The sequence below is a fragment of the Clostridium aciditolerans genome (assembly GCF_016316925.1).
In the GTDB taxonomy this organism is placed as follows: Bacteria; Bacillota; Clostridia; order Clostridiales; family Clostridiaceae; genus Clostridium_AM; species Clostridium_AM aciditolerans.
The window spans coordinates 1-6961 of sequence record NZ_JAEEGB010000058.1; the positions used below are offsets into that span (position 1 = coordinate 1).

General features: G+C 35.3%; 7 protein-coding genes. All 7 read left to right on the plus strand.

The genetic code is table 11. The features are described from left to right. Positions 1 to 118 precede the first annotated feature (118 nt). A complete protein-coding gene (locus I6U51_RS24155; protein ID WP_211145101.1) occupies positions 119 to 1000 on the plus strand; it encodes a sulfite exporter TauE/SafE family protein in 882 nt (293 codons plus the stop codon). 363 nt (positions 1001 to 1363) lie between these two features. Further along, complete coding sequence (prdC, locus tag I6U51_RS24160; RefSeq protein ID WP_246517675.1) at positions 1364 to 2662, plus strand: proline reductase-associated electron transfer protein PrdC; 1299 nt, start codon at positions 1364 to 1366, stop codon at positions 2660 to 2662. A gap of 15 nt (positions 2663 to 2677) precedes the next feature. Beyond that, positions 2678 to 4792 carry a D-proline reductase (dithiol) proprotein PrdA gene (gene prdA / locus I6U51_RS24170; protein WP_211145103.1) on the plus strand — a complete coding sequence of 705 codons (2115 nt, stop codon included), beginning with the start codon at positions 2678 to 2680 and terminating at the stop codon, positions 4790 to 4792. Between the two features lie 9 nt (positions 4793 to 4801). Further along, positions 4802 to 5062: a CBO2463/CBO2479 domain-containing protein gene (locus I6U51_RS24175; protein ID WP_178906712.1), complete on the plus strand. Its 261-nt coding sequence runs from the start codon at positions 4802 to 4804 to the stop codon at positions 5060 to 5062. After that, positions 5062 to 5787 carry a D-proline reductase (dithiol) protein PrdB gene (prdB, locus tag I6U51_RS24180; RefSeq protein WP_178906713.1) on the plus strand — a complete coding sequence of 242 codons (726 nt, stop codon included), beginning with the start codon at positions 5062 to 5064 and terminating at the stop codon, positions 5785 to 5787. The genes I6U51_RS24175 and prdB overlap by 1 nt, the downstream gene beginning before the upstream one ends. Before the next feature lie 124 nt (positions 5788 to 5911). Further along, positions 5912 to 6673 (plus strand): proline reductase cluster protein PrdD, encoded by a 762-nt coding sequence (gene prdD, locus I6U51_RS24185; RefSeq protein ID WP_211145104.1) that lies wholly within the window; start codon positions 5912 to 5914, stop codon positions 6671 to 6673. A gap of 23 nt (positions 6674 to 6696) precedes the next feature. Further along, positions 6697 to 6961, plus strand: a 265-nt coding sequence (locus I6U51_RS25240; protein WP_281396560.1) for a glycine/sarcosine/betaine reductase component B subunit, incomplete at its 3' end; no start/stop codon positions are given.

Here is a 6961-nt window from a genome sequence, read left to right on the forward strand (position 1 = left end):
TAAACATGGATTTATATTAAAATAATATTAGAAAAATTTCTAATTAAGTAATATTTTGTATCAAAATAAAATAAATTAGTATTACAAAAATAATTATAAAATATGGAGGGGACTTATAATGGTTAAAGTAGTATCTGGATTACTTCTGCTTTTGACAATTTATTTTGCAATTGTGTTCTTTAAAGACTATGCTAAAACATCAAAAGAGGGAAACCTTGAAAAGACAAATTTCTTTGCGCTTGGAGCAGTAGGATTTTTAACAAACTTTTTAGATACCCTTGGTATTGGTAGCTTTGCTCCTACTACAGCGTTACTTAAGTTCTTTAAACTTAGCAAAGATAGAACAATACCAGGTACTCTTAATGTAGCGTGTACAATTCCAGTAGTTGTGGAAGCGCTAATATTCATAACTGTTATAAAAGTTGAAACAGTAACTTTGTTTGCAATGTTAATTTCAGCTACTGTAGGAGCATTTATAGGTGCAGGTATTGTTTCGAAACTTGATGAGAAAAAGGTACAAATTGGAATGGGAATAGCATTATTAGTAGTAGCATTATTGATGCTTGCAAGTCAATTGAAATTAATGCCTGTAGGCGGAGATGCTATAGGACTTACAGGAGGAAAGCTTATAGTAGCGGTAATAGTTAACTTTATATTAGGAGCACTTATGACACTAGGAATAGGACTTTATGCTCCATGTATGGCACTAGTATTTGCACTTGGAATGAGCCCTAAAGTAGCATTCCCAATAATGATGGGATCCTGTGCATTCTTAATGCCAGTTGCATCAGCTAAATTCGTTAAAGAAGGAGCATATGATAGAAAAGCTTCTATGGCAATAACTATATTTGGTGCTATAGGTGTTCTTATAGCTGCATATATTGTAAAATCACTTCCTTTAAAGATACTAACATGGCTAGTTATAGTAGTTATTCTTTACACTTCTGTAATGATGTTTAGATCGGCAACAAAGAAAAAAGATGTAGATGTTTCAGTTTAATTAAAAGTTTTACGGCTATACATGGTTAAAATACCATGTATAGCCTTTATTTTTTTACATAAATTTTGTGTGATAAAACAAAATATAAATGAATGCTTAATGGTGTCAGTTTTTTGACTATAAAAATGACGAAATATACTGATTTTTTTAGATAATAAGCAAAACTTAGCATAATGTGACGATTTTTTGGATATTATGTGTCAAAAAAAACTACACAAATCATATATTGTTTACATCTATAAAAAATCCATATAGCCCACAAAGCATTGTATTAGCATATTTTATAGCTGTTCAAGAGAAACTAATTTTATTGGCATAAAAGTTGCTTATAAAAATTATGTAAAAAAAAGTAGGAGGGATCATATGGCAACTTTATATAAGTTCCCCCTTAAAATGCACATTGGTGCACCTGATGCTGCGATTGTTAAGGTAGGTCAGGAAGTTAAGAGGGGAGAATGCATTGCTGAACCAACAGGTCTAGGTGCAAGAATTCATACGAGTGTATCAGGAAAAGTAACAGATATAACTGATACTGAAATCGTTATCGAGGCTTATGATACTCAGTCAGAGGACTATGTAAAAATTAAAGAGTGTGACAGTATAATTGATAGCATATATGAGGCTGGCATAATTGGTGCTGGTGGAGCAGGATTTCCAACTCATGTTAAAATAAAAGCTAATATTCCAGATGGATATATTATTGCAAATTGTGTTGAGTGTGAACCTGTTCTTAGACATAACATAGAATTGCTAGAAAAGAATCCAGGAATAGTCATTAGAGGCATAGAGTATGCAATGAAAGCAACAGGAGCTCCTAAAGGCTATATAGGAATAAAAGCTAAAAACAAAAAGGCAGTAGCTTCTCTTAAGGATGCATTAAAAGGAAGAACTGATATAGAGGTTAGTGAGTTAAAAAACCTTTATCCAATGGGAGAAGAAAGAGCATTAATAAATGGTATATTTGGGAAATGGCTTGAACCAAATCAGCTTCCACTAGAAGCAAAATGCGTTGTAATGAATGGCGAAACTCTTGCTAACATTACTAGGGCTGTTGAAGATAGAAAGCCAGTTATAGATAAAGATATAACTGTAGCAGGAAAGCTTAAGAGTGGAAAAGACTCTCACGTATTTTTCCAAGTTCCAGTTGGAACATCTATAAAAAGCTTAGTAGAAAAAGCTGGTGGAATTAAAGGTGAATATGGTGAACTTGTAGTAGGTGGACCATACACTGGGAAGTCCGAAGAATTAGAAAAAGCCATGGTTACAAAGACTTCAGGCGGAGCTATTGTAACTATACCTCTTCCAGAATATAAAGGAAAGATGGGACTTTTAGTATGTGCTTGCGGAGCAAATGAAGCAAGATTAAGAGACATAGCTAACAAAATGGGATCAGATGTAGTTTCAGTTGTAAATTGTAAAAACATAGTGGAAAACAAAGGTGTAGCAAAATGTAAGACACCTGGAGAATGACCAGGCCAAACAGCTGCAGTTTTGCAGCTAAAGAAAGAAGGAGCAGAAAGAGTATTAATATCTAATTGCAGTGACTGCTCAAATACCGTTATGAACTGTGCACCAAAAGCTGGTCTGCCTGTATATCATCATACAGACCATATATTTAGGACAGTTGATCATACATTAACAAGAAGACTAGACGAAGAATAAAGGAGGTAACCCAATATGTCAATGAGCGCTGAACATGCAATGGAGCTTAAAAATGAGTTAGCTGTTGTATGTTGTAGAACTGAAGAAGGAACAGTAATATCAGCAGACAATTTAGAGGATCCAGGCATATTCCCTGATATGGTGGATTCAGGACTTTTAACTATACCAGATAACTGCTTAAAGATAGGTGAGGTTTTAGGAGCAAAATTACTTAAAACAATAGACTCACTTACACCTATAACTCCAGATCTTGTAGAAGGAGCTAGTGTAATGACTTCCGAAGAAGAAACAGAAGCAGCAGCTGAAGAGTTAACTGAGGGAAGCGAAAAAGCAGTTTTAAAATACAATAAAAAAGCAGGAGACACTATTAGTGTTGAAGACTTAGAAAACCCAATGAACTTTGAAAAACTTGAAGACTCATTATTATTAACATTACATGATGCAGTTTTAACAAGAGAAGAAGTTATTGGAGCAACATTAAGAGTAGATGCACCAGCATTAACTCCTGTAACACCTGATATGTTAGAAGGATATGAGGAGGAAATAACAATGGTAGAAGCACCAAAAGCAACAACAAGTGTATCCGGCGGCGTTCTTAGAATTAAGATAGCTGAAGGAAAAGGTATTGATATCGAAGTACCTTTAAATATTGGAGGAACAACTCCAGCAGCACCAGCTGTACCACAAGCTCCATTAGCAGTAAAGGCTCAAAAAGCTGTTGCTGCAGCAGAGGTTCCAGCAGCTAAAGAAGTTAAGCTTGAAGAAAAGGTTTTAAGAAGTCTTACAAGAAAATACTTCAAAATTGACAAAGTAGAATTTGGACCAGAGACAAAAATCGAAGGAACAACTCTTTATATAAGAGAAAATGTTTCCGATGATGCTGTTAAAGTAAGTAATTTAGTTAAGTCTATAAAGGTTGATATCATAACTCCAGATAAGTACAACACATACAGTGAAACAATAATGGACGTTCAACCAATAGCTACTAAAGAAGCAGACAGCAAAATAGGTGTAGGAAACACTAGAGTAATTGATGGTGTTATAGTAGTAGTTACAGGTACTGATGAAAATGGAGTTCAAATAGGTGAATTTGGTTCATCAGAAGGTATTTTAGAAGAAAACATCCAATTTGGTAGACCAGGAGCTCCAGACAAAGGAGAAATATTCATAAAGACTGAAGTTATAATTGCAGCTGGAACAAACATGGAAAGACCAGGTCCACTTGCTGCGCATACTGCAACTGACTTTATTACTCAAGAAATCAGAGATGCATTAAAGAAATTAGATGATTCTTTAGTAGCAAGAACAGAAGTATTTGAGCAAAAGAGAAGACCAGGAAAGAAAAAGGTTGTAGTTGTTAAGGAAATAATGGGTCAAGGTGCTATGCACGATAACTTAATACTACCAGTTGAACCAGTTGGAGTACTTGGTGGAAAACCAAACGTTGACTTAGGAAACGTTCCAGTAGTTTTATCACCACTTGAAGTATTAGATGGAGGTATCCACGCATTAACTTGTATAGGACCTGCATCAAAAGAGTGTTCAAGACACTACTGGAGAGAGCCATTAGTAATGGAAGCTATGAATGATCCAGAAGTAGACCTTTGCGGAGTTATATTTGTAGGAAGTCCTCAAATAAACAGCGAAAAGTTCTATGTATCAGAAAGATTAGGTATGACTGTAGAAGCTATGGACGTTGATGGAGCAGTTGTTACAACAGAAGGATTTGGAAACAACCACATCGACTTTGCAAGCCACATTGAGCAAATTGGTATGAGAGGAATACCTTGCGTAGGTATGTCATTCTGTGCAGTTCAAGGAGCTCTAGTTGTTGGTAACCCATACATGAAATATATGGTTGATAACAACAAGTCAGAAGCTGGTATAGAAAACGAAGTTTTATCATGTAACACTTTATGTCCAGAAGATGCTGTAAGAGCATTAGGAATGTTAAAGACAGCTATGGCTGGAGAAGAAGTTAAGGCTTCAGAAAGAAAATGGAATCCAAATGTTAAGGAAAGCAATCTTGAGTTATTAGAAAAAACTGCAGGAAAATCAATTAATAGAGTTGAAAACGAAACGGTTGTTCCTATGAGCCAAAAGAGATTAGAAAAATACTCAACAAAGTAGGCGTTTTATATGGATTTAAAATACGGTGACAAGATTATCGAAATGCAAGGCGTAATTGTTGAAATACAAGATGGCGCTGTAGCATTAGATCTTAAAGGAAGATTAGGTTACTTAAAAGTACCTATGAGGATGTTAATAACTGACTATCCGTTAAAGGTAGGTCAGGAAGTTGGCTTCAAAATGAGCTTCTTAGAAGTTCTTTCAGAAGAAGTCAATGAAAAATATGTTAGTAATATAGATATAAGAAATAGAAAGGAAGGAAAAATATAATGGATTTAACAGTTGTTAAAGGATTACAATCAGAAATATTTGTTCCTATAACTCCACCACCAGTTTGGACTCCTGTAACAAAAGAACTTAAAGACATGAAAGTAGCTTTAGCTACAGCAGCAGGAGTACACTTAAAGTCAGATAAGAGATTTAACTTAGCAGGAGACTTTACTTACAGAACAATACCAGGAGATGCTCCATCAGGTGAACTTATGGTATCACACGGTGGATACGATAACGGAGACGTTAATAAAGACGTTAACTGCATGTTCCCAATAGATAGATTAAGAGAACTTGCAGCAGAAGGATTTATAAAAGAAGTTGCTCCAACTCATGTAGGATTCATGGGCGGCGGCGGAAACCAAGAAAAATTCAAAAATGAAACAGGTCCAGCTATCGCTAAGATATTAAAAGACGAAGGCGTAGATGCAGTTGTATTAACTGCTGGATGAGGAACTTGCCACCGCTCTGCAGTATTGGTGCAGAGAGCAATCGAAGAGGCAGGTATACCTACTATAGTTATAGCAGCGTTACCTCCAGTAGTTAAACAAACAGGTACTCCAAGAGCAGTTGCTCCAAGAGTTCCAATGGGTGCTAATGCAGGAGCTCCAAATGATCCTGCTATGCAAACAGCAATAGTAAAAGAAACATTACAAGAATTAATTAAAATACCAACAGCAGGAACAATAGTTCCACTTCCATACGAATATATAGCAAAAGTTTAATTAATGCATACTTTTTCGAAATATAAGAAAAAGTTACTATGAAATATAAGTATAATTACAAGTCCCCATAGGTGGGGCTTGTAATTATATAAAGTATATTTAAATTAAAGATGTGGTGATATGTGTGGAAAAAGAAATAGAGATGAGAAGACTTACAATAAAGACTTTTCATATAGAAAAAGTTGAGTTTTCTGAAAAAACATATATTGAAAATGGCATACTATATCTAAGAAAAGATGTAGTTGATAATGCCTCAGTAGATGAAAAACTTATAAAAGATATAAATATAAGCATAGTTAATCCAAATAATCATAACATATTTGTTAACTCAATAATGGATTTTTCACCAGTAGCTACAAAGGTTCTTGGAAGAATGGGGGAAGGAATCACTCATGTTTTAACAGGAGTGATGGTAATGTTAACAGGAGTTGATGAAGATGGAATTCAAGTTGCAGAATTTGGTTCATCAGAAGGCATATTAAAAGAACAGGTTGTCTTCGGAAGAGCAGGTACTCCTGATAAAAATGATATTATAATTCATGTAGATATTACATTACACTCAGGCAAAGGCACAAGCAGACCAGGACCTATGGCGGCTCATGAAGCTTGTGATAAAATAATCCAAGAAATAAGGGTTTATCTAAAGAAAATGAATGGAAGACTATGCAATGAAAGGTACGAATATTTTGACAAAATAAAACCTGGCAAAAAGAAAGTCGTTATTTTGAAACAAGTAGCGGGACAAGGAGCTATGTATGATACAGGGCTTCTAGGGAAAGAGCCAGGTGGTTTCTTAGGATGCAGGTCAATAATTGATATGGGTAATATGCCTATATTATTAAGTCCTAATGAGTATAGAGATGGTGCATTGAGAGCTATGCACTAATCTGTTAATCAGAGGTGATAAATTTGGGGATTGGACCATCTACGAAGGAAACTACCTCACATCATTTTAGAGATCCTTTACTTAATGTAGTATCCAATGATGGAGATGTAGACCTCCTTGGAATCATAGTGGCAGGAACGCCGCAGGAAAATGAAGACAAGGTTTTTGTTGCTCAAAGAGCAGCTGCTTGGATAGAAGGAATGAGAGCTGATGGAGCTATTGTATCTATAGATGGTTGGGGCAATAGTAATATTGATTTTGCTACAGCCTTAGAGGAAATAGGCAAAA